Source organism: Streptomyces sp. NBC_00287, assembly GCF_036173105.1.
Taxonomy (GTDB): Bacteria; Actinomycetota; Actinomycetes; order Streptomycetales; family Streptomycetaceae; genus Streptomyces.
This window is the reverse complement of the sequence record NZ_CP108053.1, coordinates 5,122,416-5,147,422: the sequence shown is the minus strand read 5'-3', so window position 1 is coordinate 5,147,422 and position 25,007 is coordinate 5,122,416. Positions and strand designations below refer to the sequence as shown.

Here is a 25,007-nt window from a genome sequence, read left to right as displayed (position 1 = left end):
CGCCGCAGCAACAACTCCGCCGCCGCCCAAGCAACAAGGCCGCCGCCGTCAGGAGAACTCCGCCGCCACCAGCTCGGCGATCTGCGCGGTGTTCAGCGCCGCCCCCTTGCGCAGATTGTCCCCGCACACAAAGAGTTCGAGCGCCGTCGGGTCGTCCAGGGCCCGGCGCACCCGGCCGACCCAGGTGGGGTCGGTGCCGACCACATCGGCGGGCGTGGGGAACTCCCCCGCCTCCGGGTTGTCGAAGAGGACGACCCCGGGTGCCGTGGCGAGGATCTCGCGGGCCCGGGCGACCGTGACCTCGCCCTCGAAACGGGCGTGCACGGTCAGGGAGTGCGTGGTGATCACGGGGACGCGGACGCAGGTGACCGCCACGGGAAGCTGGGGGAGTCCAAGGATCTTGCGGGACTCGTCCCGTACCTTCATCTCCTCCGACGACCAGCCGTCCTCGCGCAGCGACCCGGCCCAGGGAACGACATTCAGCGCGACCGGCTCCGGGAACGGCCCGGTGTTGTCGCCCACGGCCCGCCGTACGTCACCGGGGCTGGTGCCGAGTTCCGTACCGGCAACCAGGGACAGTTGCTGCCGTAGCGTCTCCACGCCCGCCCGGCCCGCCCCGCTCACCGCCTGGTACGACGACACCACCAGCTCGCGCAGCCCGAACTCGGCGTGCAGCGCGCCGAGGGCCACGATCATCGAGAGAGTCGTGCAGTTGGGGTTGGCGATGATGCCGCGCGGCCGCATCCGGGCCGCGTGCGCGTTGACCTCGGGGACGACCAGCGGCACGTCCGGGTCCATCCGGAAGGCGCCCGAGTTGTCGACGACCACCGCGCCACGAGCGGCGGCGATCGGCGCCCACCGTTCCGCGACCTCATCCGGTACGTCGAACATGGCGACGTCGACCCCGTCGAAGGCCTCCTCCGACAGGGCCACCACCTCGACCTCCTCACCGCGCACGGCCAGCTTGCGGCCGGCCGAGCGCGGCGAGGCGATCAGACGGATCTCGCCCCAGATGTCTGCGTGCTGGGACAGGATCTGGAGCATGACCGTGCCGACGGCCCCGGTCGCTCCCACGACCGCGAGCGTCGGTCGACGGGTCATCGCCCGGTGCCTCCGTACACAACGGCCTCGTCGCTGTCGGAGTCGAGCCCGAAGGCGGTGTGTACGGCGCGTACGGCCTCGTTGACGTCGTCGGCTCGGGTGACCACCGAGATACGGATCTCGGAGGTCGAGATCAGCTCGATGTTCACGCCCGCGTCGGACAGGGCGGTGAAGAAGTCCGCGGTGACACCGGGGTTGGTCTTCATGCCCGCGCCGACCAGGGAGATCTTGCCGATCTGGTCGTCGTAGCGCAGCGAGTCGAAGCCGATGCCGTGCTTGTTCTTCTCCAGGGCGTCGATGGCCTTGCGGCCCTCGGCCTTGGGGAGGGTGAAGGAGATGTCCGTCAGACCGGTGGACGCGGCGGACACGTTCTGCACGATCATGTCGATGTTGATCTCGGAGTCCGAGATCGTACGGAAGATCGCGGCGGCCTCGCCCGGCTTGTCCGGCACACCGACGACCGTGATCTTGGCCTCGGAGGTGTCGTGCGCGACACCGGAGATGATCGCCTGCTCCACCGGCTTGTCCCCTGTCTTGATCGGCTCACTGCTGACCCACGTGCCCTGCAGTCCGCTGAAGCTGGACCGGACGTGAATCGGGATGTTGTAGCGGCGGGCGTACTCCACACAGCGGTGGAGCAGCACCTTCGACCCGGAGCTGGCCAGCTCCAGCATGTCCTCGAAGGAGATCCAGTCGATCTTCTTCGCCTTCTTCACCACACGCGGGTCGGCGGTGAACACGCCGTCGACGTCGGTGTAGATCTCACAGACCTCGGCGTCGAGGGCGGCGGCGAGGGCGACGGCCGTGGTGTCGGAACCACCGCGCCCGAGCGTGGTGATGTCCTTCTTGTCCTGGGAGACACCCTGGAAGCCGGCGACGATGGCGATATTGCCCTCGTCCAGCGCGGTCCGGATACGGCCGGGCGTGACATCGATGATCCGGGCTTTGTTGTGGACCGAGTCGGTGATGACACCCGCCTGGCTGCCGGTGAACGACTGGGCCTCGTGGCCCAGGTTTTTGATCGCCATCGCCAGCAGGGCCATGGAGATCCGCTCTCCGGCGGTCAGCAGCATGTCGAACTCACGCCCGGCAGGCATCGGCGATACCTGCTCGGCGAGATCGATCAGCTCGTCCGTCGTGTCGCCCATCGCGGAAACGACGACGACCACTTGGTGGCCGTTCTTCTTCGCTTCCACGATCCGCTTGGCGACGCGCTTGATGCCCTCGGCATCGGCTACGGAGGAGCCTCCGTACTTCTGCACGACAAGGCCCACGTGCGCTCCTCGCTCAGTCCGTGTGTGTCGGCTCAGTTTAACGAGCGCCCGAATATCGCCTTCGCGGTATCGCATGGTGAGATTCCGGCGCCCAGGTCAGCGCATGCCCCGAGAACCACTCCGGGAAAAGTGCCAAGCATCACAAGTGACCCGTGTGAATTAAGTTTCAAGCACTAGGGTGCGGGCTGTGCGCGTACTCCTGGTGGAAGACGATGAGCCGGTCGCCCAGTCCCTCAGACGCGGCCTGATCCGCTACGGCTTCGAGGTCGAGTGGGTCGCCACCGGCGGCGCGGCGCTGCGGCACGACGGCCCCTACGACGTCGTACTCCTCGACCTCGGCCTGCCCGACACCGACGGCCTCGACGTCTGCAGGGCGCTGCGCGAGCGCGGCGAGGTGCCGATCATCGTGATCAGCGCCCGCAGCGACGAGACGGACCGGGTGGTCGGCCTGGAGCTGGGCGCGGACGACTATGTCTCCAAGCCGTTCGGGGTGCGTGAGGTCATCGCGCGGATACGAGCGGTGATGCGGCGCGTGCAGCCCCGCGAGGCCGCGGCCGCCGGCCCCGACCGCTACGGCCCGCGCCTGACCATCGACCGCAAGGCGGCCCGGGTCCGCCTGGACGGCGAGGAGGTGGCCCTCGCCCCCAAGGAGTACGACCTGCTGGCCTTCCTCACCGAGGAGCCGGGCGCGCTGATGACGCGCGAGCAGATCATGGAAGCGGTGTGGGACGCGAACTGGTTCGGGCCGACGAAGACGCTGGACGTCCATGTGGCGGCGCTGCGGCGGAAGCTGGCCGGGGCGATCACCATTGAGGCGGTACGGGGCGTGGGCTTCCGGCTGGAGATCGACTCCTGATGATCCGCCAGCTCATTGTCAGCTACGTCCTGCTGGTCGGCATCGCGCTGGCCGCGTTCACCGTGCCGGTCGCCTTCACACTCACCGCGCAACTGCGCGGCGACACCGAGCAGACGGTACGGCGCGAGGCGCAGACCATGGCGGTCCTGCTGGCCGACGGCGACCCCGCGGCACGCGATCTGCTGAACCGTAACGTCGAGGCGTACGCCGACCAGGGGCTCGGCCGGATCGAGGTGCTCCCCGCCGCACAGGCACCGGCGGGCAAGGAGGAGCACTGGGGTGACGACACCCTCCAGGTCACGGTCCCCGCGAAGGAGAGCGACGGCGATGTCGTCGGCGCCGTGCGCATCACCTATCCGACGAAGGAACTCACCGACCGTCTGTGGACGATCTGGGGCTTCCGGGCGATCCTCGCCGTCACCGTGCTCGCGGTGGCCGTCGGCATCGGCGCCCTGGTGGCCCGCAGACTGACCCGCCCTCTGCGCCAGCTCAACGACATGGCGAGCAAGCTCAGCGACGGCGATCTGACCGCCCGCGCGCCTGTCACCGGCCCGCAGGAGACGCAGACCCTGGCCCACACCCTGAACCAGGCCGGCGAGCGTCTGGACACGCTGGTCGCCTCGCAGCGCATCTTCGTGGCGGACGCCTCGCACCAACTCCGCACGCCTCTCACGGCGTTGCGGCTGTCGCTGGACAACATCGCGGACGGGGTGGACGACGAGTTCGTACGGGAGGACGTGGAGCAGGCGACCGCCGAGGTCGTACGGATGAGTCGGCTGGTGAACGACCTGCTGGTGCTGGCGCGTGCGGAGGCGAAGGTGGCGGGGGCGGAGCCGATGCCGTTGCCGGAGGTGGTGGCGGAGCGCCTCGCCGTATGGCGGCCCGCCGCCGAGGAACGCGGAGTCACCATCAGCCTCCGACTCGACGCCGACGAACGGCCGTCGGTGCTGGCCAGCCCCGGTCATCTGGACCAGGTGCTGGACAACGTCCTCTCCAACGCGCTGGAGGTGTCCCCCGACGGCGCCACGATCACCGTACGGATCGAGGCCCGCGGCGACACCGTGACGCTCGCCGTCCTGGACGAGGGCCCCGGCATGTCCGACGCGGAGAAGTCCCGCGCCTTCGACCGCTTCTGGCGCGGCCAGGGCCTGACCGGGCCCTCCGGTTCCGGCCTAGGCCTCGCCGTCGTCAGACAACTGGTGACGGACGACGGCGGGACGGTGACCCTGGCGGACGCGCCGGGCGGCGGTCTGAAGGTGGTGATCAGCCTTCGGGCATCGCAGAGGAGTGGTGGTTGACGATCTTCCACTCGCCGTCGCGCTTCTCGTACTCGTAGGTGTAGCGGGCCGTGACGGTGCGCTTCTCGCCGGTGTCGTGGTCGGTGAGCGCGAACCGGTAAACGCCGGTGTCGATGGCCGAGTTCCCGTCCAGCACATTGACGATCGTCTGAACCTTCGTGCCGACCGGCTTGTTCGCCAGGAAGTGCTCGAAGTAGTCGACGATTCCGGCGCGGTCGGTACGGACCTTGTTGGAGACGGTGGGGAGCAGGACGGCGTCCTTGGCGTACAGGTCGGCGACCTTCTCGGGGTCACCGGTCTGCAGCGCGTCGTTCCAGCCGTCGAAGAGGGCGGCGATCTGCTTCTTGCTCGCCTTCTTCTCGCCCTCGGCACCGGCCATGCTGACACCGGCGGTGACTGTGCCGACGGTGACGAGCGCGACCGCGGTGACGACGGCTGTGCGCTTCGATATGGAACGACGGGACATCGCAACTCCCTGGTGGGTGTGGGGTACTGGAAGTGACTCCAGAGTCGCGATGTGCCGGTTAGGGCGCGTGCAAGCGGGATACAGCGCTGATCCAAGCTACGGCCAACTCACGCAGAGCGCGCCTTCGATCACCCTTCGTTCTCGGGCTGCGGCTCCAGTAACGGGGCGAAGTCCTGGCGGAGCTTGATGACTTGGGGGGCCTCGGCGCCTACCAGGCGCTCCCAGTCGGAATGCCTTCGCCCCGCTTGTCATACGGTCATCATCGCGCCGCCGGTGGCCGGGAGGCGGGGATTCCGGGGAGGATGCCGAAGCATGACGGCGGGCGAATGGGCGGGCGACGCGCTGTTGGCGGGAATCGTGCTGCTCGGCTCGTCCGTCCAGTGGCTCACCGGGATGGGCTTCGCGCTGGTCGCGGTACCGGCTCTGGTTCTGTTGCTGGGCCCGGCCCAGGGGGTGGTCCTGGCCAACTGCGCGGCCGGGGTGATCTGCGTCGTCGGCTTGGCGGGCGGCTGGCGACGGGTACGTCCGTCCGCGATGCTCCCTCTCTGCGCCGCAGCGGTCTGCACGGTACCGGCGGGGACCTGGCTGACCCGCCAACTCCCCGAGTCCTGGCTCCTGTTGGTGATGGGCGGACTCGTCACGGCGGCCGTACTGCTCGTCATGCGCGGCACCCGGGTACCGGCGTTGCGCGGACGGCGCGGCGCTGTGGTCGCCGGCGCGGCGGGCGGGTTCATGAACTCGGCGGCGGGGGTGGGCGGACCGCCGGTGTCCCTGTACGCCCTCAACGCGGGGTGGACGGTACGGGAGTTCGTGCCGAACGCGATGTTCTACGGCGTCGTCGTCAACGCATTCTCTGTGCTGTCGAACGGGATGCCGGAGCTGGGCGGGGTGCAGTGGGTTCTGGTGGTCGGGGCGATGGGAGCGGGCGGGCTGATCGGCAGGGGGCTCGCCTCCCGGATACCTGAGAAGCGGGCCCGGCTGCTCGTGCTGTCACTGGCCCTGACGGGCGGGGTCACAGCCGTGGGAAAGGGGCTCTGGGGCCTGTGATCAGTCCGTCGCTCGCTCAGGCAGGCTGACCAACTGCCCGGGCGCCTCCGGCAGTTCGAAGACCGACCGCTCGCCCGGCGCCTCCGCCGACCCGCCGCTCACGCGTCGCCCGTCGACGCCGAACCGATGTCACCCCCGGCCGCGACCGAGCGCTCCCCGGAGGCGGTGACGGGGCCGTTGGTCGGGCGGGGGGTCGAGGTGGGCATTGTGGGTGGTGCCGCAGGCGTTGCGCGGTCGCCCGTCGCGACCGACCCGATGCTGCCGCCCGCCGCCACCGAGCGCGTACCGCTCGCGGTCACCGTCGAGGAGGGTTCCGTGGGTGCCGGGCGGAGGGACGCGTAGAGCATCAGCGCCAGCCCGACCAGTGCCGCCACTCCCCCGGCCACGCTCGCCCACGGATCAGCCTGCTCGACATCGAGCACAGCCCCCACGATCAGCCCCGCCGCCCCTGCGACGCACAGCACGATCCCCGCCCACAGCAACGCCTTCTGCCGCCCAGTCATACGGCCATGATGGGGCATGCCGGTCAGCCGGTGGAGAGCAGTGCGCCGACGCCTTACGGCTACTTCACCTTCCGCAGGCCCAGCGGCGCCGCGATCTCCTCCGCCATCACCCGGCCCGCCTCGAACTCCAGGGTGTCGTCGCCCACGGACTGGTCGGTGTCCAGGCCGTCCAGTTCCTCCAGGGGCTGGTTCAGGCGGACGTGGGCCAGGACCGACTGCAGGGCGCGGAGCGTCGCGGACGCCGTCGAGCCCCAGTTGGAGAAGTAGGAGAACTGCCACCACCACAGGGCCTCCGTGGTGCGGCCCGCGCGGTAGTGGGCCATGCCATGGCGGAGGTCGGTGATGACGTCCGCCAGGTCGTCGGAGATCCGGGCGGGGACGGGCGCCTTGCGAGGCTCGTACGGGTCGAAGACCTCCGAGTAGACGTCCACCGGGTCGAGCAGACGGGCCAGGTTCTCGCGCAGTGAATCCACGTCCGGCTCCGGGCCCAGGTCGGGCTCGTAGCGCTCGTCGGGGACGATGTCCTCGTGGGCGCCCAGGCGGCCGCCGGCCAGGAGGAGCTGGGAGACCTCCAGCAGCAGGAAGGGGATCGCCGACTCCGGCTCGTCGCCCTTCGCCACCTCGGAGACCGCAACGAGGAAGCTCTCTACCTGGTCCGCGATCTGGACCACGAAGTCGTCCGGGTCCTGGTTCGTCGCGTGCAGCGTGGCGTCAGACATCTAGGAGTCGTCTCCCCTCGAAGGCGCGGCCGAGGGTCACCTCGTCCGCGTATTCCAGGTCGCCACCCACCGGGAGGCCGCTGGCCAGGCGGGTGACCTTGAGGCCCATGGGCTTGATCATGCGGGCGAGGTACGTGGCCGTGGCCTCGCCTTCCAGATTCGGGTCCGTGGCCAGGATCAGCTCCGTGACCGTACCGTCGGCCAACCGCGCGAGAAGTTCTCGTATACGCAGGTCGTCGGGGCCCACACCTTCGATGGGGCTGATCGCTCCGCCCAGGACGTGGTAGCGGCCGCGGAACTCGCGGGTGCGCTCGATGGCGACCACGTCCTTGGGCTCCTCCACCACGCAGATGACCGCGGGGTCGCGGCGGGCGTCGCGGCAGATGTTGCAGAGCTCTTCCTGCGCGATGTTTCCGCAGGCCGCGCAGAAGCGGACCTTCGCCTTGACCTCCATGAGGGCCTGCGCGAGGCGCCGTACGTCCGTCGGTTCCGCCTGCAGGATGTGGAAGGCGATCCGTTGCGCGCTCTTGGGACCGACGCCGGGCAGCCGACCCAGCTCGTCGATCAGGTCCTGGACCACGCCTTCGTACAACGGACTGCCGCCCTTCCTGGGGGTTCCTTCACTACGTACGGTAGAGGGCCTACGGCCGTCTTAGAAAGGCAGGCCGGGGATGCCGCCGCCCAGGCCCTGTGCCAGCGGGCCGAGCTTCTGCTGCTGAAGCGTCTGGGCGTTCTCGTTGGCCGCGTGTACGGCCGCCACGATCAGGTCGGCGAGGGTCTCGGTGTCCTCCGGGTCCACCGCCTTCGGGTCGATCTTCAGCGCGCGGAGTTCGCCGGCGCCGGTGACAGTGGCCTTGACCAGGCCACCGCCCGCCTGGCCGTCGACCTCGGTCCTCGCCAGTTCCTCCTGGGCGTTCGCCAGGTCCTGTTGCATCTTCTGGGCCTGCTGGAGCAGCTGCTGCATATTGGGCTGGCCACCACCGGGGATCACGATCAGCTCCTTGGTCTGCACAGGTTTTCCCGTTCATGCCGAGCCTACGTGGTCCACGGGGGCCTCGCCCCAGCACTCTTTCGAGTGAGTCGAAGGGGAGTCCTATACCTGATCAAGGCCCACTTCCGGGCGGAAAAGAGGCGAAAGACTCCTCTTCGCCACCCATTGGGAGGTAGGAAGAGTGGGACACATCAGCATCAGGTGTCACGCATCGTGAGCAGCCGCGATCAGTAGGGAGTGCCGGGTGGGTCAGCCGGAGATGCAGCCCGAGGGTCCGCCGCACGACGGGCGGGGCGAGGGCCGCGAGGGCGCCGCCGGGCTGCGGCCGGGCGATCTGACGGGGCGGGTGTTTCCGGTCGGCGACTGGGGCGAGCCCGCGGTGCGGCTGGACGAGCTGTACCAGTGGGTGGAGCGCGGGGCGCTGGACACGGCGGCCTGGTATCTCGCGGACCGGGTGTGGAAGCGGCGGGGGGCGCGGGTGCTGCGTGGGGGTGCTGCGGTGGGGGCGGTGTCGGGGGCCGCGCTGCCGTTGCTGGATCTGACGGGGGTGATGAGCGGGGTGGCGCCGTGGGGGTATCTGGCGCTGCTGCTCGCCGTCGCGTGTGTGGGCGTGGACCGGTTCTTCGGGGTGACGTCCGGGTGGATAAGGGACGTGGCTACGGCGCAGGCGGTGCAGCGGCGGCTTCAGGTGCTGCAGTTCGACTGGGCGTCGGAGAGTGTGCGGGAGGTATTGGGGCCTGCGGAGGGGACGGCCAGTGAGGCGGCCGAGCGGTGTCTTGGGGTGCTTCGGCGGTTCTCGGAGGATGTGACGGAGCTGGTGCGGACCGAGACAGCGGACTGGATGGTGGAGTTCCGGACCGGGTCTGCGCCGATGGGGATTCAGGGTTCCGGGGCGGGGGGTGGGCGGCAGGAGGGGACGGTGCTCCAGGGGCGGTTTCCTTCACCGCCGGGGGGTTCTGCGCGGCCCAACATGCCTCGGCAGCGGCCGCCGGAGCCGCGGTGACTCAGGTTGTGTCCCTGCAGAGGCGGTCGCCCTCGGGAGCTGTGCAGGGGACGTGGTCGTGGCTGCGGATCACTGTTTCGCCGCTGTCCCCGATGTAGTCGAGGAAGCTGCCTGCCAGGGAGCCGCCGCGTGGGTCGCCGTAGGTGTAGGCGTACTCCACACCGAAGTAGGGGTACGGGTCCGGCTCCTTCTCTATCGCCGCCACTGAGGCCGTGGCACCGTCCAGGGGGACCCTCGTGAGGTTCTTCTGGGCTGTCGCGAGGTTCAGTTCGCTGTAGCCGATCGCGCCCCTGATCTCCGCCACCTTCTCCAACACCTCCTCCGTCGAGTCCAGCTCGCAGCGCACCGGCGCCGAGCGGTCCGTCTGGATGTCGCAGTCCAGGGAGGTGCTGGGGACGCCCTCCCAGGCACCGTCGAGTACCTGGTCCTGGAAGACCTGGCGGGTGCCGGAGTCGGCGTCGCGGCTGACCAGGACCACCCGCCAGTGCGGCAGGTCCGGGTTCAGTTCGTCCCAGTACTTCACGTCACCGGCGTAGATGCGTCGCACATCCGCCAGGGACAGGCCCTGCGGGAGCTTCAGGCTGTCGTTCACCACCAGCGCGAAGACCGACAGCGCTATGGAGTGGGGGGTCAACGACGTGCCTGCCCGTTTGCTCGCCCCGTCGTGGAACGCGATCATCGACGCCTGCTTGCTCCTCGACTCGCCTTCCAGTGCCGCCAGTTCGCCCACGCCCGCCGAACTGCCCCGCGCCTCGACCGTGATGTCCGACCCCTCGCAGTCCTTCTCGTACTCCTTCGCCAGGTCCCGTACGACGGGCGCGAAGGCCGTGGAGCCCGTGACCGTCAAGGTGCCCTGTTCACAGCCGAGCGGGGGTGGGCTGTCGTCGCGGAACACGACGATGGTCGAGAGGGTGAGGACCGAGACCGTGAGCATGATGGTGATCAGCCGGGCGGCCCTGCTGAACAGCGGCGGCTTGTCGTCCGGGGTGGCACTGCGGTTGGGGTGGACCTCGCCGTCCCGGATGCCGCCGATGAGGCGGATGTCGCAGCCCACGTCGCCGCCCGACAGCAGCACGAGCACCTTGAAGTGCTCGCCCCGGTTGAGCGGGACGCGCGGGATGCGCAGGGTGTTGCCGCCGTTGTCGTAGCCGAAGCCCGCGTGCGGGGTGAAGTGGCTCATCAGGTGGTCGGTGCCGGGCGGCTGGGTGACCGAGACACCGCGGATGCTGCGGTCGGTGAACACCGCGGTCAGACCGTGGAGTTCACGGCTCGTGTAGTCGTCGTGGCCGATGCCCTGCGAGCCGTCGTTCTCGATGCGCAGCAGCACCAGGGTCGCCTGGTGCATGCCCGGCGCCTCGTCGAAGAGGCCCACGCGGACGTTGGCACGGCCGGAAGCCACGTCGTCGCCGATGGGGTTGTCCATCTGGACGCGGTAACCGATCCGCTTACGGCGCGGTACCCGGCGCTCGTACCACACCATGACGGCCGAGGCCACGATGCCGGCCACGGCCGTCGCCACGGCTACGACGTTCTCTGCGCTCAGCAACTCCATCGGGTGCCCCCGCAACTCCCTGGAGCCGGACAAGTGTGCGGACACTTTATGTTCGGCAGGTGGGGTATTCCGGGCTCGTCGGCGGATGTTCGCTCAGCATTCAACTAGCGCCGAGACAGCACGAGTTGCCTACGAGTTGCCTACTCCCTCGTGTACGTCAGCTTCTCGCCGGTGGTCGTGTTCACGCGCTCCAGAGTGCCGTCCCCGAGGAGGGTGAGCTCCGAGGCGGCCCCCGGGGTGCAGGAGGAGGCCGGTTCACCGACGGAGACGGCGGACGGGCCGATCGCCAACGGGCCGTCCCCTGTGGGCTCTTCGGCCAGATCTGCCAGGAACACGCAGTGGTAGTCCGCGCCGTCCGCAACGAGCGAGAGCACTGTGTCGCCCACCTCGCCCTGCTGGAGGGTGAGTCGGCGGGTGTGGTGCCCGGCGTCGTTGTCGAGGGCGGCGGACCAGGTGCCGAGGTAGTCGGCCGGGATCGGTCCGTCCGAGGTCTCCGAGGTCTCCGAGGGCGTCGGGGACGTGTCTTCGGTCGTCGGGCCGGGTGTCACGGGCGCGCTCGCCTGAGTCGTCGGCTTGCCGTCGGCGCCTTCCGTTCCGTCGTCCTCGGCGCCGTTCATCAGGGCGTACACCGAGCCGCCCGCGGCCACCGCCACCACCAGCGCGACCGCGAGGAGGAGGGCGGTGGAACGGCCGCTGCGGCGGGGCGGTGCGGGCGGGGGTACGACCGGGCCGTACGGCGGGGTGGAGTAGCCGGGGGGCGGGGGCTGGTAGCCGGGCTGGGGATAGCCGTACGCGGGGTGACCCTGGGCGGGCTGGGGGCCCGCCGGGTGGATCGGGGCCGCCCCGAAGGCACCCGGGGACGGCGGAGCGCCCGGAGGCGTGGGCGGGGCGCCGGGAGGCATGGGCGCCGCGATCAGCGTAGGAAGATGGCCCATCGGCCCACCCGCCCCCGGCTGCCCCGGCGCGGGGGGACTCTGGTCGGCGGCCGGACCCGGAGCCGCGCTCCCCGACTCGTCGGCAGCCGGCGCGTGTTCCGGGGACGCGGGTTCCTCCGCCTCCAGCAACCCCACGGCATGCCGCCCGAGTTGAGCCACCAGCGCACTCGGCAGCCAGGGGTCCCGGGAGCGGCCGTCGGAGACGGTGTCCTCCACCCCCGTACGCTCCAGAATCCGCGCCAGCGAGGGCCGCGCCCCCGGATCCTTGCGCAGGCATTCCCGGACCAGGTCGGCGATGCCCTCCGGCACCCCCTCCAGATCGGGCTCCTCCTGCGCGATGCGGAACATCAGCGCGTGGACGCCGCTTCCGCCCGCGCCGAAGGGAAGGCGGCCGGTGGCGGCGTAGGCCAGGACCGACCCCAGGCAGAAGACGTCGCACGCGGGCGTGATGCGGTCGCCGCGCACCTGCTCGGGGGCCATGAAGCCCGGCGAGCCGACGAGCGCGCCGGTGCGGGTGAGGCCGGACTCGGCGACCGTCTCCAGGGCCCGCGCGATACCGAAGTCGATGACGCGGGGTCCGTCGATGGTGACGAGGACGTTGGAGGGCTTGAGGTCCCGGTGGACGATGCCCGCCGCGTGGATGTCGGTCAGCGCATGCGCGAGACCCGCCCCCAGGATCCGTACCGAACGCTCGGGCAGCGCGCCGTGGTCATGCCCGACGACCTGCTGGAGGCTGGGCCCGGCGACATACCCGGTGGCCACCCACGGCACCGCGGCCTCGGTGTCGGCGTCGAGGACGGGCGCCGTCCAGGACCCGCCGACCCGCCGCGCGGCCTGCACCTCCTGCCGGAACCGCGCCCGAAACTCCTCCTGCGCGGCGAGCTCCTCGCGCACCAGCTTGACCGCGACCGTCCGCCCGCGCTCCGACCGGGCGAGATACACCCGCCCCATCCCCCCGGCCCCGAGCCGCGCGATCAGCCGATACGCGCCGATCCTCTGCGGATCCCCCGGCCCCAGCTGGTCCATCCAGGCCCCTCCCCCGAAACGCCCCCGTACCGACGGACCCACGATAGTGCGGGCATACGGGGAGGTGAGCGGCCCGGCGTCTACGGTTCCGTAACATCCTCCAGGACCCTCGACAGCCGTTCCAGCAGCCGTACCGCGTCCGCGAGTTCGGCCTCGCCGAAGGCCTCCGCGAGCCGGTCGGCGAAGGCCGCGTGCCCGGGGTCGATCCGGCGGACCGCCGCGAGGCCCTCCTCGGTCGGCGCGAGCAGTTTGGCGCGCCGGTGGGCGGGGTTGGGCCGGTACTCCGCGAGCCCCCGCTCCACCAGCAGATCGGCGATCCGCTGCACGCTCTGCCGGGTGATGCCCATCGCGCGGGCGATCCCGGCGACGGGCAACGGCTCCCGCAGCACCGCGCCGAGGACCTGCCACCAGGCGGCCGTCAGCCCGGCGGGCTTCGCCAACTCCTCTGCCACAGCGAGGAATTGACCGTTCAGCCGGAAGGCCCCCAGCGCGCTTCGGCTGAGCAGATCCTGCCGCTCGCGGCTCACTGGGCCTTCTCCAGGACCTCGTACGCCGAGGCGTCGGAGTCATGGAACAGCCGGTACCAGGCGTCCAGCACCTCGCCCTCGTAGACCCCGAGGAGCCCGAAGATCTCGCGGGCGAAGGCGACGGGCTCGGTGGGACCGGCAGTGATCAGCCCGTCGTCGGTAACGGCATCGGTGTCGACATAGCGCTCGCCGCCGCCGTATCCCGTCGCCGCGAGATAGAAGGAGATCGCGCTGGTGTGCGCCCGGTCATCGAGCAGACCCTCGCGGGCGAGCCCGGCCGTGGCTCCGCAGATCGCGGCGACGGGCACGCCCGCGGCCAGGAACTCGCGCGCCTTGCGGGCGAAGGGTGCGAGGTCGTCGCTGGTGTCCCAGAGGTCCGCGCCCGGGAGGATCAGCAGCGCGCTGTCCTCGGGGCGTACGGCGTCCAGGGCGAGGTCGGGCTGGACGCGCAGTCCGCCGATGCTGCGGACGGGGGCGGTGGTGGGGCCGAGAGTGCGGATGTCGTACCCGGCGCGGGCCAGGTAGGCGGTGGCGTGCCCCGTCTCCCAGTCGGCGTAGGTGTCGTAGACGGCGAGGTGTACGGGCTTGCGGGTCATGACTGCCTCCTCGGGGGCTCCTTATGACAGAATGCTGTCACTTAGACAGAATGCTGTCAAGCGATGACCCTGGACAACCTGTCGCGGAAACCCCCGTCCCACAGACAGGACGCCGATACCGCTTCCGCATCGCGGACATTTACCCTCGGCCGCATGACCCCTCAGCCAAACCCCGAGGTCGGCGCCGCCGTGAAGGCCGCGGACCGTGCGCATGTCTTCCACTCCTGGTCCGCGCAGGAGCTCATCGACCCGCTCGCCGTCGCCGGCGCGGAGGGGTCGTACTTCTGGGACTACGACGGCAACCGCTACCTCGACTTCACCAGCGGGCTCGTCTACACGAACATCGGCTACCAGCACCCGAAGGTCGTCGCCGCGATCCAGGAACAGGCCGCAACCCTGTCCACCTTCGCGCCCGCCTTCGCCATCGAGGCCCGCTCCGAGGCGGCCCGGCTGATCGCCGAGCGGACGCCCGGTGACCTCGACAAGATCTTCTTCACCAACGGTGGCGCCGACGCCGTCGAGCACGCGGTGCGGATGGCACGGCTGCACACGGGGCGGGCGAAGGTGCTGGCGGCGTACCGCTCGTACCACGGTGGCACTCAGCAGGCCGTGAACATCACCGGTGACCCGCGCCGCTGGGCGTCCGACAGCGCGACCGCCGGAGTCGTGCACTTCTGGGCGCCCTACCTCTACCGGTCGCGCTTCTACGCCGAGACCGAGGAGCAGGAGTGCGCGCGGGCGCTGGAGCACCTGGAGACGACGATCGCCTTCGAGGGGCCGTCGACGATCGCCGCGATCATCCTGGAGACGATTCCGGGCACGGCGGGGATCATGGTGCCGCCGCCGGGCTATCTCGCCGGGGTGCGTGAGATATGCGACAAGTACGGCATCGTCTTCGTCCTGGACGAGGTCATGGCCGGGTTCGGGCGGACCGGTGAGTGGTTCGCGGCGGATCTGTTCGAGGTCGTACCGGACCTGATGACCTTCGCCAAGGGCGTGAACTCCGGGTATGTGCCGCTGGGCGGGGTCGCGATCTCGGGGGCGATCGCCGAGACCTTCGGGAAGCGGCCGTACCCCGGCGGTCTGACCTACTCCGGGCACCCGCTGGCCTGTGCCGCCGCCGTCGCGACGATCAACGTCATGGCGGAGGAGGGGGTCGTCGAGAACGCGGCGAAGCTGGGCGCCTCCGTCGTGGAGCCGGCGCTTCGGGAGCTGGCCGAGCGGCATCCCTCGGTGGGCGAGGTGCGCGGTGTCGGTATGTTCTGGGCGCTGGACCTGGTGAAGAACCGGGAGACGCGGGAGCCGTTGGTGCCGTACAACGCCGCGGGTGAGGCGAACGCGCCGATGGCGGCCTTCGGGGCGGCCGCGAAGAAGCACGGCATCTGGCCCTTCGTGAACATGAACCGGACCCATGTCGTACCGCCGTGCAATGTCTCCGAGGCGGAGCTGAAGGCGGGTCTCGCGGCGCTGGACGCGGCCCTGTCGGTGGCGGACGAGTACACGGAGTAGCCGTCAAGAGCCGCTGTAGTGGCCGGGGACACTCGCGAGCGACCCCGTAGCTCGAACGCGTAAGGTGGCGTGCTCGTAGACATATGCGTGCATGCCACCCCGCGCGAACGAGGAGACGCCCCGACCATGCCCGGCCCCAGCGGCAACGCTGCCGTGACTCGTAGCACCCTGCGGCAGCAGATCGCGGATGCGTTGCGGGACGAGGTGCTGGCCGGGCGGCTGCAGCCGGGGCAGGAGTTCACGGTCAAGGAGATAGCCGACCAGTACGGCGTCTCCGCCACCCCCGTGCGCGAGGCGCTGGTCGATCTGTCCGCGCAGGGGCTCCTCGAAGCCGACCAGCACCGCGGCTTCCGCGTCCACGAGTACTCCTTCGCGGACTACCGGGGGATCATCGAGGCCCGTGCCCTCGTCATCGACGGGATGTTCCAGGCCCTCGACGACGGCCGCAAGGGATACCGGGAGCCCGGTGACCCCCGCATCGCCGCCGCCCTCGCCGGTGTGCGCCGCCGTGGCGAAGAGGCCCAGCGGGCCGCCGGCGCCGGTGACCTCACCGTTCTCATAGGCTATGACCTGCGCTTCTGGCGCGAGCTCGCCGCCCTCTTCGGCAACCCCTACCTCGCCGACTTCCTGCACCGGCTGCGCGTCCAGTCCTGGGTGTGCGCGGTCCAGCATCTACGCCTGTTGACCGATCTGCGGGGCGAGCTGTGGTCGGGCCACACAGAGCTCGTGGACGCCCTGTCGCGGCGCGACACCTCGGCGGCCCGCTCGATCATCGCGGCGTACAACACCCACTCCCTCTCGGTGATCGAACGACTCGCGACCTGAGGGATGGGTATGGGTCCTGCACGGCCCACGCCCCCGAGCGGTACTAGGGGGTTTCACCCCCGGCCGTACCGATTACTCTTCCCTGACCACCGCACTACGCCGCGCTACGCGAGGAGTCCTCTTTTGGCCTGTGACCTGTGGCTGGTACCGCTCGTCGATGTGTTGTGCCACACCCCCGACAACCCGTTCGCCGAGGAACTCGCGCAATACAACAAGGTGCTCGCCGAGGCCGGGTTGCCGCCGGTGCCGGTGTACCAGTACATGCCGGGCCTGTCCGGCGAGGTCGCTCCGGTGGCCGGATTCGACTACGACGCCCTGCACTTCCTGCGCCGGGCGTATCTGCTCCAGGTGTGCGGGCTGCCGGTGACGCCGGTCGACGAACTCGGCGGCGATTACGAGCAGCTCCTGGAGATGTTCGAGGCCACGGCCCAGCAGTCGCACCTGGTCTGGCACTACGACCACGCCGGGGCGTATGTCCCGGTGGACTTCCCGCATCCCCTGTCGAGCGATGAACTCCTCGCCGGGGGCGGCCCCTTGGGCTCGTCCCAGACCCTCCTGCGGGAGCTGGAGTTCGTGGCCCCGTCGATCGGCATCGACCCGGCGAACCCTCCGGCGGCGCCCCAACCGCCCCTGGGACCGACGGAGTTGGAGGAACCGGCCATCCCGGCGCCGTACGATCCCAGCCCCTTCGCCCGTGAACGCCACGTCTGGCTGGGCCTGCACGCGGCGGCGACACGGAGCCTGGCGCAGGGCTCGATGATCATCTTCAGCTGAGGATGATTGTCTTCAGCTGAGGGCGACGCGGGGTCAGCCGCCGCCGCCCAGTTGGGAGAGTCCCTTCTGGAGGTCCTCGGCGTTCATGATCGGGGTGAATGTCACCTCGGCGTTGAGCTCGGTGAAGAACGGCTCGGCCGTCGGCGGCAGTTGGGAGCTGTCCTGGAGGTCCAGGACCAGCCAGCAGGTGCGGCGGCCGCCTTCCGGACCGAAGTACGCGGCCTCCGGGCGGAGCTTCTCCAGCGCCGTCTTCATCACCTCGGGCATCCTGCCGCTGCGGATGGCCTCGTTCCCCTTCTCCGTGTCCAGGGTCGCCTTGAGCATCACTCGCATCGCGGTCTCCTTAGCCTTCGCCCTACTTCAGGATATGCCCGTTATGTCGGGGTTCGCAGAAGGGGTGCGGTGAGGCAGGAGGGCACCGCTTACGGCGCCACCACCTGCGTATACGCCGCGTTGACCATCTTCTGGGCCAGCTCGGCATCCTTGTCGTCGACCAGCGCGCGGAACCACAACTCGTGCCCGGCGTCTCGGTGGTCCGTCACGAAGAGGATCAGTTCGTACTCGCCGTTCTTCGTGTGCCGCTCCAGGTACCGCCCGTTCCCCTCCCGCGTCCGCTTCCAGTCCCGCGGCGGGGCGCCGAACCACCGTTCACGGAACGCGTCCGTCACCGACGCCGGGCAGCCGTCCGCCCCGCACGGCAGGTCCGCCATGTCCAGCCAGGGCGGTTCATCGGCGTCGCTTGCGCAACGGGCGGTCCACTCTCCGTGTTTCAGCGGCTTCCCCGACTCGGCACAGGTGAAGTCGTACCTCACCCGTACCGGCACGCGCAGCTTCTCGAAGGTCTGGATGTCCGAGTGTTCGTCCCCCCGCCAGACCGGACCGAGCACCGACCGCTCCGGCACCCTCCGGTACTCGGCGATGCGCAGCCGGTCCGGCGCCTTCGCGGGCGGTACGTCGGCGAGGCGCCGGCCGGCGGACGCGTCGACCGGGATACCGGCCCTGCGCAGGGACTCCCGGGCGACGATGCGGGCCACCTCGGACACCCGCTGGGGGGACGCGTACTCCTCGCTGTAATCGACCCACATCGTCAGATTTCCGATCCGGACGCTGACCGTGGCCTCCACTTCGCCGTGCGGGCCCGAACGGTCGATCAGCAGCGTGGCCTCGTCACCGAATCCCGGCAGCGGCTGGTCACCGAGCACGGTGAAATCACGCATCACCCGACGGGCCTCGTCGGTGCCACTGCCGCTCCCCCAGTAGGAGCTCCACACGAACGCCATGACCTGGAGCCGGCGATCGGGGCGGAACGGTGAGCGCTCGTCGAAGACGCACACCCCGTCATCGACCTCGCTCCCGACGGGCTCCACCATCACCTCCCCGACCTGGGCCTCGCTGACCAGCGCACAGGCCGGGGGAAGATCCCGGTAGGGATAGTGGGCATCGGGGACGAGCACGGCCGCCGACAGGCCGAACGCCAGGCCGATCACGGACGGCCCGGTGATCGCCAGGGTGGCGAGCGAGGGTTGTACGTCCTCCCGCCGACCGCGGTCGGGGCTGCTGATGCCGTCCTCCATGACCCCGGCCGCCTCGGCGAGCCGATTGCGCAGCTCGATATGGCGGAAGCGGTAGAGGCCACCCGACTGCCGCAGGACTCCCCTGCGGTGCGCGTCGCGCAGAAAGGTCATCACCCGCCAGGGCAGCGCACCGGTGCAGGACAGATAGAGCCGGGCGACGGACAGCCGTCCCGAAGCGGACACCGACCACCGGCGCACCATCCAGGCCAGGAACATCAACCCCACGGTGAGCACCCAGTCGACGGCGGTCACCGTGCCGTGGTCCGCGACGCCCTGCCAGATGACCACCATGACGGAGAAGAGGACCAGCATGCCCTCGGTGAACCTGCGGCGCGGGGGCAGCCGGAAGGGGGCGAAGAGGCCGAGCACCAGTTGGGTACGGCGGTCCGCGCGCAGCAGCTCCGCGGGTTCCGGAGCGTCGGCCGGGTCGGCGAGCCTGCCGAGCAGGTCGATCAGCCGGGTGAAGACGACGAGCACCAGCACGATCCCGATGAAGACGACCGTGCTGATCACCCAGTCGAACAACCTCAGCACCGCCAGAACGCCGATCCCCAGCGCCACGAAGACCATGGAGAGCAGCAGCGGGCGCACCTCCGCGCGCAGCGACCGCAGATCCGCGAGGCCGGGCCAGTACAGGCGTTGCGGTGCGTCCGTGGGCGCGGCGAGCGCCCAGTCCACCATCGCCGCCACCGACCCCAGCAGCAGCACCGCCGCCCACGGCGGCACCGGGAACCACTCCTGCCACCACGGATGGTCGTAGTCCGTCACACCGATCGCGAGCGCGGCGACCGCCATGGACAGGCCGGTGCCCAGCCAGCGCACCGGCCACGGCACCACCTCCCCCAGCCGCCACCACGCGATGTCCTGCTCCCCGGTACGGCGCAGATGCGCGGCGAGATAGCCCGCCCACCCCCTCGCCTGCTCGCCCGTCCACCCGGCCCGCCCGGTGTCCTCGTAGGCGGCGGAGAGGAAGGCGTCGTACAAGTGCCGTTCCACCACCGTCTGTTCACGGAACCGCTCGTCCTCGATCAGCTCGCTCGGGTCCGCCCGGCTACTGCTGTAGACGAAGCGGGCGAGGCTGACCATGAGGGGGGTGCTCAGGACCGTGCGGAGGGTGACGACTTCCGGTGCCCGGTCCTCGGCGTCGGCCAGACGCGCCAGTACGGGAGCCCACTTGGTGTCCGCGGGGCCCTTGAGGCGGGCGGTGCGCGGGAGGTAGCGCTCCAGGTCGGCCACGGTGAGGGGGGCGAGCTGGACGACCGCGGCGGCGGGCAGCACAGTGTCGGCGTCCTCGACTGCGGCCTCGTACTCCTCGATTCGGCAGGTCAGGACCAGGCGGGCGGGTTCGTTCAGGCTGCGGCGCAGGCGGGCCAGGGCCTTGGGGCGGGACGGTTCGGGGAGTTCGTCGAGGCCGTCCAGGATCGGGAGGATACGGCCGGTGGTGATCAGGTCGTGGGCGAGCTGGGGGGTGCGCAGGACCGCGGGGTGCAGGGCGGACAGACGGCGGGCGGCCCAGTGCCAGGGGTCCTCCTCGGCGGAGTTCCAGGAGGCGATGGGGAGGAGGACGGGGACGGGTGCGCCGGGGGTGCGGTCCTTCAGCAACGCCCGCGCCAGGCGCAGGACCAGCGCCGACTTGCCCGCGCCGGGGGCGCCGAGCACCACCAGGCGGCGGCTGGGGACCGAGCCGAAGAAGGTGCCGATCGCGTCGAAGTCGCCGTCCAGATCGAGGGGTTCGGAGCTCGGTGCGGTGATCGGCTCGCGGCGGATGTTCGCCTCGTGGTCGCTGAGCTGCGGGCTCGCCGCCGACCATCGCACCGGGATCGGCGCCGGGTCGTTCACATGCAGCTGTTTCTCGTCGCGGGCGTACTCGTCGGCGAGGACCGAGGTCAAGGCATTGGCTGCGGCGTCGAGTTGGGCGGGCGTCAGTTTCCGGCGCGGTGCCCGGCGCTCCCGTAACCACTCCGGAAGGCCCAGCAGTACGGTCGTCCACCACAGCGCCCCGGCGAGGACCAGCGCGACTCCGGCCAGCGCGAGGATGCGCCGGGCATCCGGCGACAGCATCTCCTCGCCCGCCTGCGAGGCCATGGCGAAGATGAGCAGGCCCAGCAGCACGACCGTCCCGGCCGTACGCCGTGGCGCCGACCGGGCGTCGGCCGGCTGCTCCTCGGGACGGGGACTGTCGAAGTGCACTGGCCCGGTGAAGTCCCGCGCCAGGATGACCGGCGCCCTGAACTCGCCGCCACCGATCTCGTGCTTCGTCCGGAAGCCGTCGTCGCGCTCCCCGTGCATGGCCGCTGCCCGAGCCCTAACGGCCGAAGTTCATGGGACCGTTGAAGTCCCGCCCCTGGAAGACCGGGCCCTTGAAGTCGCCGCCCGTGATCTCGTTGTGGACGTCCCCGGAGCCGGTCGGCGCCCGGTCCCAGGCCTCGGCCTCCTGCCGCCAGCTCTCCAGGGCCTGGGCGAAGGCTGGATCCTGCGCGGCCCTGAGCGCGAGCACATTGGCCAGCTCATGGGCCCGCTCCGAGTCATCGGCCGCCTCACCGAGCGCGACCAACTCCCCTTCGCCACTGGGCGCTTCCGGGTCCGGCCGACGCCTGACCAGACTCCGCAACTTCTCCCAGATCTGCTGCCCCGCGGCCCCCGCGGTCCCCGAGGCCAGAGCCATCAACAGTTCGGGTGCGATCTCCACGAACACCACTCCCCCCAGTGCGTCGTGGGTCGAGGGTAGGGCAACAGGGCCCGGTTCGGGCAGACTTCCACCACTACGGAACGGCCAACTCCAGCTCCGCGAGCCGCTTCCGCTCCCCGACGATGTCGATGCCGGTGATCAGGTCACCGTCGAAGGTGAAGCGGAGCACCACCCGCACCCGGCCCGCCTGCGTGAACGCGACGCCGAAGCGGCCGTCGACCAGGACGAGCGCCGAGGTCGTGGCACGGTCCGCCGAGGCCAGCGCGGCCCGGGCGACCGTACGGGCACCGCCGAGGAAGACCGGTTCCGGAGTGGGGACGACCGCCGGGTCCGCGTGCAGGACGACCTCGGGGTGCAGCAGGGCGAGCAGCGCGTCGAAGTCGCCGGTGCGGGTGGCGGCCAGATAGGCGCCGACCGCCTCCCGGCGGCGCGGAAGGTCGGCGTCGGGGGCCGGGGCGCCCTTGATGCGGCGGCGGGCCCGGCTGGCGAGCTGGCGGGTGGCCGCCGGGGACTTCTCCAGCAGCAGTCCGATCTCGTCGAACGGCACCTGGAACATGTCGTGCAGCACGAAGGCCAGCCGCTCGGCGGGCGCGAGCGTGTCGAGGACGATCAGCAGAGCGAGGCCGACGGAATCGGCGAGGAGTGCCTCCTCCTCGGGGTCCACCTCGGAAACGGGGGCCTGTCCGACGGCGTCCAGCGCCTCCTCGCGGCGGGTCTCCCGGGCCCGGAGCAGGTTGAGGCAGACGCGGGCCACGACCGTCGTGAGCCAGCCCCCGGGGTTCTCCACCGCCGAGGTGTCCGCGCGGTCCACCCGCAGCCAGGCGTCCTGCACCGCGTCGTCGGCCTCGCTCACCGAGCCGAGCATCCGGTACGCCACCGCCCGCAGCCTGGGCCGATGCTCCTCGAACTGGCGCGCCATGAAATCGGGTTCGGGCACCGTGTCACATTCCTTCCGGTCGGCGGGTCACCTCAGTAGATCACCCGATACGACCCCACGGAGCGGACCATGAACACGCAGCACACCCCCGTCCTCGTCACCGGCGGCACCGGCACCCTCGGCCGTCTCGTCGTCCCGCTGCTGCGGGCCGCGGGACACGAGGTGCGGGTCCTCAGCCGGCACCCGCAGGAGAGCGCGGACGGCGTCGAGTACGTCGCCTGCGACCTGCTGAAGGAGACCCCCGAGGCGGCCCTGACCGGCGTGCACACCGTGCTGCACCTGGCCGGCGGACAGAAGGGCGACGACATCGCCACCGGCAACCTGGTCCGGGCCGCACAGGCGGCGGGCGTACGGCATCTGGTGTACATCTCGGTGATCGGCGCCGACACCGTCCCGCTGGCCTGGCTGCGCACCAAGCTGGAGTCGGAGCGGATCATCGCCGGGTCGGGCATCGGCTGGACCACGCTCCGGGCGGCCCAGTTCAACGACCTGGTCCTGACGATGGTCGAGAAGATGACCAAGCTGCCCGTCGTCCCCGTCCCCGGCGGCCTGCGGATGCAGCCGGTCGACGCGGGCGAGGTGGCGGCCCGGCTCGTCGAACTGGCCCTCGGGGCACCGGCCGGCCGCGTCCCCGATCTCGCGGGCCCGAAGGTCTACGGCATCGGCGACCTCCTGCGCGGCCATCTGGCGGCGCGGGGCAGGCGTCGGCCCACCCTCCCCGTCCGCATCCCCGGCAAGGCGGGCCGCGCCTACCGGGCGGGGGCCAACCTGGCCCTCGTAGGAGCCGATACGGGAAAGCGGACCTGGGAGGACTTTCTCAGCGGCCGGCCGCTCCCGGAGTGATCAGGCCCGTCTCGTAGGCCACCACCACGGCCTGGGCGCGGTCCCGCAGGCGGAGTTTGGCGAGGATCCGGGCCACGTGGGTCTTCACGGTGGCCTCGCTCAGGACGAAGCGCTCGGCGAGTTCGGCGTTGCTCAGCCCGGTGCCGAGGGCCTGGAGGACCTCCACCTCGCGCGGGGTGAGGACGGACAGGTCCCGGTGCAGGGCGGCGGTCCGGGTGTCCTGCGAGACGAAGCGCTCGACCAGGCGCCGGGTGATCGCGGGGGCGAGCAGCGCGTCACCGGAGCGGGCCATGTGGACGGCGGCGACCAGGTGTTCGGGGGTGACGTCCTTGAGCAGGAAGCCGCTGGCGCCGGCGGTGAGGGCCGCGTAGACATAGCGGTCCAGGTCGTACGTGGTGAGGATCAGGACTCGGGGCGGGTCGGGGACGACGGTTCCGGAGAGGATGCGGCGGGTGGCCTCCAGGCCGTCGAGGCCCGGCATCCGTACGTCCATCAGCACGAGGTCGGGGCGGGTGCGCCGGACCGCCTCCAGCGCCTGCTCGCCGTCGGCCGCCTCCGCCACCACGTCGATGCCGTCGGCGGTCAGGATCATGGAGAAGCCGGTGCGGACCAGGGCCTGGTCGTCGGCGATCACCACCCGCGGCGCGGTCATCGGGACGCCTCCGCCGGAATCACCGCACGGACGCGGAATCCCCCGGTGGGGCGGGTGTTTGCTTCCAGAGTGCCGCCGTAGACGGCAAGTCGTTCACGGAGGCCGATCAGGCCTCGGCCGCCGGTGGTGTCGGGGCCGGGCAGGGCAGTACCGCCACTGTCGGACACCTCCACGCGCACCTCCTCCCCGGTGTGTTCGACCGTCACCCGTACCCGCGCCCCCGCCGCATGCCGGACGACGTTCGTCAGCGCCTCCTGGACCACGCGGTACGCGGCCAGGTCGGCGCCGGGTGGGAGGGGGGCCGGAGTTCCCGTAACGGCCAGGTCGACGTGGACGCCGGTTGCGCGGACGCGGTCGATGAGGGGGGCCAGTTGGGCGAGGCCGGGCTGTGGGGACAGGTCCGCGTCGGCATCCGACCGGCCGTCCATCGTCAACAGGCCCATGACATGGCGCAGTTCGGCCATCGCCGTGCGTCCGCCCGCCTCCACCGCCAGCAGCGCCTCGCGGGCCCGGTCGGGCGCGGCGTCCATCACTTTGCGGGCCGCGCCGGCCTGGATCACCATCACGCTCACATTGTGGGTGACGATGTCGTGCAACTCCCGGGCGATCCGGGCCCGTTCGTGCTCGACGGCGAGACGGGTGGCTACCTCCTGCCGTTCCTGGAGGTCGCGGACGCGCTGCTGCCAGACGTGGATCGCGTTCGCCCCGAGCCCCACGCCGACCAGGGCCAGGAACGGCACGAACCCGGTGGTGAAGTACGGGAAGTACTCCTCGTGCAGCGCCGTCATCAGTACCGCGCCGACCAGCACGCTGCCGAGCGCGTACAGCCGGTGCGGACTGTGCACGGCGGCGCTGTACGCGGCGACCACGCAGGACAGGAACGGGTAGACGGTGGTCCCGCTCTCGCCGACGCGCTGACCGAACAGCAGCGTCATGACGAGCACCGCCCAGAACGCGGCCAGCGGATACCGCCGTCGCACGATCAGCGGCAGCGCGGTCAGCGCGGCCAGGATCAGCTCCCCCGAGTCCAGCGCGGGGTCCGGGTGCACGGGCAGGGGCGGCGGCGGCTCACCGAAACGCGGAACCGGCGCCATCCGATCCTGCTCCGGCCGCACCACGGCACCCACCGTGCAGGCGGCCAGCACCAGCGCCAGGACGGTGTCGGCCGTTCTGCTCCACCGCGAGGGGCGCGGCAGCGGTCCGGAGTGCAGCAGTGCCGCCACGCCCGACTTCCACCGCTCCGCGCCCGCCCAGCTCATGGGCCCAGTCTGGCAAGCGTCCGGGGCGGTCACATCCCTCCCGCCGGGGAG

25 protein-coding genes are annotated in these 25,007 nt (G+C 70.7%); 8 read left to right on the top strand and 17 right to left on the bottom strand.

The window, feature by feature from the left end:
* Nucleotides 1-48 precede the first annotated feature (48 nt).
* Together OHT76_RS23525 and OHT76_RS23520 are read right to left on the bottom strand one after the other, a co-directional pair.
* Nucleotides 49-1,101: an aspartate-semialdehyde dehydrogenase gene (locus OHT76_RS23525; RefSeq protein ID WP_328872840.1), complete on the bottom strand. Its 1,053-nt coding sequence runs from the start codon at nt 1,099-1,101 to the stop codon at nt 49-51.
* Nucleotides 1,098-2,375, bottom strand: a complete 1,278-nt coding sequence (locus OHT76_RS23520) for an aspartate kinase (RefSeq protein WP_328872839.1) — start codon at nt 2,373-2,375, stop codon at nt 1,098-1,100. Before OHT76_RS23520 ends, OHT76_RS23525 begins: the two co-directional genes overlap by 4 nt.
* Before the next feature lie 187 nt (nt 2,376-2,562).
* On the opposite strand from OHT76_RS23520, the gene OHT76_RS23515 reads away from it, so the two are divergent.
* Together OHT76_RS23515 and OHT76_RS23510 are read left to right on the top strand one after the other, a co-directional pair.
* Nucleotides 2,563-3,231, top strand: a complete 669-nt coding sequence (locus OHT76_RS23515; protein ID WP_328872838.1) for a response regulator transcription factor — start codon at nt 2,563-2,565, stop codon at nt 3,229-3,231.
* Complete coding sequence (locus OHT76_RS23510) at nt 3,231-4,529, top strand: HAMP domain-containing sensor histidine kinase (protein ID WP_328872837.1); 1,299 nt, start codon at nt 3,231-3,233, stop codon at nt 4,527-4,529. Before OHT76_RS23515 ends, OHT76_RS23510 begins: the two co-directional genes overlap by 1 nt.
* Here OHT76_RS23510 and OHT76_RS23505 read toward each other — a convergent pair.
* A complete protein-coding gene (locus OHT76_RS23505; RefSeq protein ID WP_328872836.1) occupies nt 4,495-4,995 on the bottom strand; it encodes an SgcJ/EcaC family oxidoreductase in 501 nt (166 codons plus the stop codon). The two genes, OHT76_RS23510 and OHT76_RS23505, sit on opposite strands and share 35 nt — an antisense overlap.
* 312 nt (nt 4,996-5,307) lie before the next feature.
* On the opposite strand from OHT76_RS23505, the gene OHT76_RS23500 reads away from it, so the two are divergent.
* Entirely contained in the window at nt 5,308-6,042 is a 735-nt protein-coding gene (locus OHT76_RS23500) for a sulfite exporter TauE/SafE family protein (RefSeq protein WP_328872835.1), read from the top strand.
* A 98-nt stretch (nt 6,043-6,140) separates the two neighbouring features.
* Here the strand turns inward: OHT76_RS23500 and OHT76_RS23495 are convergent, their stop codons facing one another.
* Genes OHT76_RS23495 through OHT76_RS23480 form a run of 4 tightly spaced genes read right to left on the bottom strand, consistent with a single transcriptional unit; the run spans nt 6,141 to nt 8,255 of the window.
* Nucleotides 6,141-6,545: a hypothetical protein gene (locus OHT76_RS23495; RefSeq protein WP_328872834.1), complete on the bottom strand. Its 405-nt coding sequence runs from the start codon at nt 6,543-6,545 to the stop codon at nt 6,141-6,143.
* 59 nt (nt 6,546-6,604) lie between these two features.
* Nucleotides 6,605-7,264 carry a DUF5063 domain-containing protein gene (locus OHT76_RS23490; RefSeq protein ID WP_328872833.1) on the bottom strand — a complete coding sequence of 220 codons (660 nt, stop codon included), beginning with the start codon at nt 7,262-7,264 and terminating at the stop codon, nt 6,605-6,607.
* Nucleotides 7,257-7,856: a recombination mediator RecR gene (recR, locus tag OHT76_RS23485; protein WP_328872832.1), complete on the bottom strand. Its 600-nt coding sequence runs from the start codon at nt 7,854-7,856 to the stop codon at nt 7,257-7,259. The genes OHT76_RS23490 and recR overlap by 8 nt, the downstream gene beginning before the upstream one ends.
* Nucleotides 7,857-7,916: 60 nt before the next feature.
* Nucleotides 7,917-8,255, bottom strand: coding sequence for a YbaB/EbfC family nucleoid-associated protein (locus tag OHT76_RS23480; protein ID WP_328876602.1), 339 nt, complete (start codon nt 8,253-8,255; stop codon nt 7,917-7,919).
* 244 nt (nt 8,256-8,499) lie between these two features.
* On the opposite strand from OHT76_RS23480, the gene OHT76_RS23475 reads away from it, so the two are divergent.
* Complete coding sequence (locus OHT76_RS23475) at nt 8,500-9,258, top strand: SLATT domain-containing protein (protein WP_328872831.1); 759 nt, start codon at nt 8,500-8,502, stop codon at nt 9,256-9,258.
* Nucleotide 9,259: 1 nt separating this feature from the next.
* On the opposite strand, the gene OHT76_RS23470 is transcribed toward OHT76_RS23475, so the two are convergent.
* From OHT76_RS23470 to OHT76_RS23455, 4 genes are all read right to left on the bottom strand, one after another.
* A complete protein-coding gene (locus tag OHT76_RS23470) occupies nt 9,260-10,810 on the bottom strand; it encodes a PstS family phosphate ABC transporter substrate-binding protein (protein WP_328872830.1) in 1,551 nt (516 codons plus the stop codon).
* A gap of 140 nt (nt 10,811-10,950) precedes the next feature.
* A complete protein-coding gene (locus OHT76_RS23465; protein ID WP_328872829.1) occupies nt 10,951-12,771 on the bottom strand; it encodes a serine/threonine-protein kinase in 1,821 nt (606 codons plus the stop codon).
* A gap of 80 nt (nt 12,772-12,851) precedes the next feature.
* Nucleotides 12,852-13,298 (bottom strand): MarR family winged helix-turn-helix transcriptional regulator, encoded by a 447-nt coding sequence (locus OHT76_RS23460; RefSeq protein WP_328872828.1) that lies wholly within the window; start codon nt 13,296-13,298, stop codon nt 12,852-12,854.
* Complete coding sequence (locus OHT76_RS23455; protein WP_328872827.1) at nt 13,295-13,894, bottom strand: type 1 glutamine amidotransferase family protein; 600 nt, start codon at nt 13,892-13,894, stop codon at nt 13,295-13,297. The genes OHT76_RS23460 and OHT76_RS23455 overlap by 4 nt, the downstream gene beginning before the upstream one ends.
* Nucleotides 13,895-14,047: 153 nt before the next feature.
* Between OHT76_RS23455 and OHT76_RS23450 the strand changes: the two genes are divergently transcribed.
* The 3 genes from OHT76_RS23450 (at nt 14,048) to OHT76_RS23440 (ending at nt 17,002) form a co-directional block, all read left to right on the top strand.
* Nucleotides 14,048-15,403 (top strand): aspartate aminotransferase family protein, encoded by a 1,356-nt coding sequence (locus OHT76_RS23450; protein WP_328872826.1) that lies wholly within the window; start codon nt 14,048-14,050, stop codon nt 15,401-15,403.
* 126 nt (nt 15,404-15,529) lie between these two features.
* Entirely contained in the window at nt 15,530-16,228 is a 699-nt protein-coding gene (locus OHT76_RS23445) for a GntR family transcriptional regulator (protein WP_328872825.1), read from the top strand.
* A gap of 123 nt (nt 16,229-16,351) precedes the next feature.
* Complete coding sequence (locus OHT76_RS23440) at nt 16,352-17,002, top strand: hypothetical protein (RefSeq protein WP_328872824.1); 651 nt, start codon at nt 16,352-16,354, stop codon at nt 17,000-17,002.
* A gap of 33 nt (nt 17,003-17,035) precedes the next feature.
* On the opposite strand, the gene OHT76_RS23435 is transcribed toward OHT76_RS23440, so the two are convergent.
* From OHT76_RS23435 to OHT76_RS23420, 4 genes are all read right to left on the bottom strand, one after another.
* Nucleotides 17,036-17,335: a DUF3303 family protein gene (locus tag OHT76_RS23435; RefSeq protein WP_328872823.1), complete on the bottom strand. Its 300-nt coding sequence runs from the start codon at nt 17,333-17,335 to the stop codon at nt 17,036-17,038.
* 89 nt (nt 17,336-17,424) lie between these two features.
* Nucleotides 17,425-20,865: an NACHT domain-containing protein gene (locus OHT76_RS23430; protein ID WP_328872822.1), complete on the bottom strand. Its 3,441-nt coding sequence runs from the start codon at nt 20,863-20,865 to the stop codon at nt 17,425-17,427.
* A gap of 16 nt (nt 20,866-20,881) precedes the next feature.
* On the bottom strand, nt 20,882-21,265 hold the full coding sequence (locus OHT76_RS23425; protein WP_328872821.1) for a hypothetical protein: 384 nt from the start codon (nt 21,263-21,265) through the stop codon (nt 20,882-20,884).
* Nucleotides 21,266-21,338: 73 nt separating this feature from the next.
* On the bottom strand, nt 21,339-22,202 hold the full coding sequence (locus tag OHT76_RS23420; RefSeq protein WP_328872820.1) for a sigma-70 family RNA polymerase sigma factor: 864 nt from the start codon (nt 22,200-22,202) through the stop codon (nt 21,339-21,341).
* Nucleotides 22,203-22,271: 69 nt separating this feature from the next.
* Here OHT76_RS23420 and OHT76_RS23415 point away from each other — a divergent pair, with 69 nt between their 5' ends.
* On the top strand, nt 22,272-23,045 hold the full coding sequence (locus OHT76_RS23415) for an SDR family oxidoreductase (RefSeq protein WP_328872819.1): 774 nt from the start codon (nt 22,272-22,274) through the stop codon (nt 23,043-23,045).
* Here OHT76_RS23415 and OHT76_RS23410 read toward each other — a convergent pair.
* Nucleotides 23,020-23,697: a response regulator transcription factor gene (locus OHT76_RS23410; protein ID WP_328872818.1), complete on the bottom strand. Its 678-nt coding sequence runs from the start codon at nt 23,695-23,697 to the stop codon at nt 23,020-23,022. The genes OHT76_RS23415 and OHT76_RS23410 overlap by 26 nt on opposite strands.
* Nucleotides 23,694-24,956, bottom strand: coding sequence for a sensor histidine kinase (locus OHT76_RS23405; RefSeq protein WP_328872817.1), 1,263 nt, complete (start codon nt 24,954-24,956; stop codon nt 23,694-23,696). The genes OHT76_RS23410 and OHT76_RS23405 overlap by 4 nt, the downstream gene beginning before the upstream one ends.
* Nucleotides 24,957-25,007: the final 51 nt, after the last annotated feature.

Bases quoted from the DNA above. Each gene is read 5' to 3' on its own strand.
- OHT76_RS23505 (WP_328872836.1), bottom strand. From the start codon at position 4,995: ATGTCCCGTCGTTCCATATCGAAGCGCACAGCCGTCGTCACCGCGGTC.
- OHT76_RS23435 (WP_328872823.1), bottom strand. From the start codon at position 17,335: ATGCGAGTGATGCTCAAGGCGACCCTGGACACGGAGAAGGGGAACGAG.
- OHT76_RS23430 (WP_328872822.1), bottom strand. From the start codon at position 20,865: ATGCACGGGGAGCGCGACGACGGCTTCCGGACGAAGCACGAGATCGGT.
- OHT76_RS23495 (WP_328872834.1), bottom strand. From the start codon at position 6,545: ATGACTGGGCGGCAGAAGGCGTTGCTGTGGGCGGGGATCGTGCTGTGC.
- OHT76_RS23410 (WP_328872818.1), bottom strand. From the start codon at position 23,697: ATGACCGCGCCGCGGGTGGTGATCGCCGACGACCAGGCCCTGGTCCGC.
- OHT76_RS23405 (WP_328872817.1), bottom strand. From the start codon at position 24,956: ATGAGCTGGGCGGGCGCGGAGCGGTGGAAGTCGGGCGTGGCGGCACTG.
- OHT76_RS23510 (WP_328872837.1), top strand. From the start codon at position 3,231: ATGATCCGCCAGCTCATTGTCAGCTACGTCCTGCTGGTCGGCATCGCG.
- OHT76_RS23490 (WP_328872833.1), bottom strand. From the start codon at position 7,264: ATGTCTGACGCCACGCTGCACGCGACGAACCAGGACCCGGACGACTTC.
- OHT76_RS23455 (WP_328872827.1), bottom strand. From the start codon at position 13,894: ATGACCCGCAAGCCCGTACACCTCGCCGTCTACGACACCTACGCCGAC.
- OHT76_RS23500 (WP_328872835.1), top strand. From the start codon at position 5,308: ATGACGGCGGGCGAATGGGCGGGCGACGCGCTGTTGGCGGGAATCGTG.
- OHT76_RS23415 (WP_328872819.1), top strand. From the start codon at position 22,272: ATGAACACGCAGCACACCCCCGTCCTCGTCACCGGCGGCACCGGCACC.
- OHT76_RS23450 (WP_328872826.1), top strand. From the start codon at position 14,048: ATGACCCCTCAGCCAAACCCCGAGGTCGGCGCCGCCGTGAAGGCCGCG.
- OHT76_RS23470 (WP_328872830.1), bottom strand. From the start codon at position 10,810: ATGGAGTTGCTGAGCGCAGAGAACGTCGTAGCCGTGGCGACGGCCGTG.
- OHT76_RS23525 (WP_328872840.1), bottom strand. From the start codon at position 1,101: ATGACCCGTCGACCGACGCTCGCGGTCGTGGGAGCGACCGGGGCCGTC.
- OHT76_RS23445 (WP_328872825.1), top strand. From the start codon at position 15,530: ATGCCCGGCCCCAGCGGCAACGCTGCCGTGACTCGTAGCACCCTGCGG.
- OHT76_RS23465 (WP_328872829.1), bottom strand. From the start codon at position 12,771: ATGGACCAGCTGGGGCCGGGGGATCCGCAGAGGATCGGCGCGTATCGG.